Consider the following 877-nt stretch of genomic DNA (forward strand, 5'->3'; position numbering starts at 1 on the left):
CGCAAACGGATAGTAAAACCAAGTTAGCCCATCACCAACTAAAGAGAACTCTAGGTACAAGCGGATCATTGACGGTGGAGACAAGACATTGGCTGCACCACAACACCCACCAGTGGCGCCAACAAGGAGCGCTATCCGTTATAGGACGAGAGAAAAAGTAAAACATCACGATGTGAAGTGAAACTGAATAATTCTAGTAGACGATGATGATGATGGATAGGCTCCTTAGGACGCCCGCCGCCCTTAGCGTCTTGCTGCTCCCATCTTGTCCACTGGAAGGCTCACTCGTCATCGTCTTCATCCTCTTCGCTGCCCTCGTCGTCATCCTCATCATTGACCTCGGACTTGGACTTGTCAGATTCCTCCTCGTCGTCCTCCTCTTCCTCCTTGGCGGGTGCCTTCTTGGCAGTGCTCTCGCCCTTGTTGTAGGCAGCAATGGCCTTGTTGTACTCGGCCTTGAGCTTGTTGGCCTTGGCTACATAGGGAGCCTTGTCCGCTTCGGTCAGGGATTTCCACCTATCACCGGCTGCTTTTCCTACAGCAGCGACAGATTTATTCTTGGGGTTCTTCTCCTTGAACTCCTTACGGAACTCCTCCATAAAAACGAAGAAAGCGGAGGGAGCCCTCTTGGGCTTGTTGGGGTCCTTGCCGGCCTTCCCCTTCCTGCCCTTGGCGGCGGGCTTCTCCGCGCCCTTACTCTTCACAGCCAACTTGGCGTCGGGCTTGGCGGCGCCCTTGGATTTGGCCCCCTTCATGGCTGAATCCTCACCTGGGGAGAGTCTGGCGCTCTCTCTCTTGTGAGAGGGGGGAAGAGAGGAGGGGAAAGGAGAGGAGGAAGGAGAGGGGAGACAGGGACACACCCACACCACCAGAGAAG

1 protein-coding gene is annotated in these 877 nt (G+C 55.1%); it reads right to left on the bottom strand.

All coding sequences use genetic code 11. The features are described 5' to 3' along the window. Positions 1 to 281 precede the first annotated feature (281 nt). A partial coding sequence (locus NK662_RS24540; RefSeq protein ID WP_254761335.1) for an HMG-box domain-containing protein occupies positions 282 to 877 on the bottom strand: 596 nt, incomplete at its 5' end.

This window comes from Ectobacillus ponti, assembly GCF_024294785.1.
Classification (GTDB): Bacteria; Bacillota; Bacilli; order Bacillales; family Bacillaceae_G; genus Ectobacillus; species Ectobacillus ponti.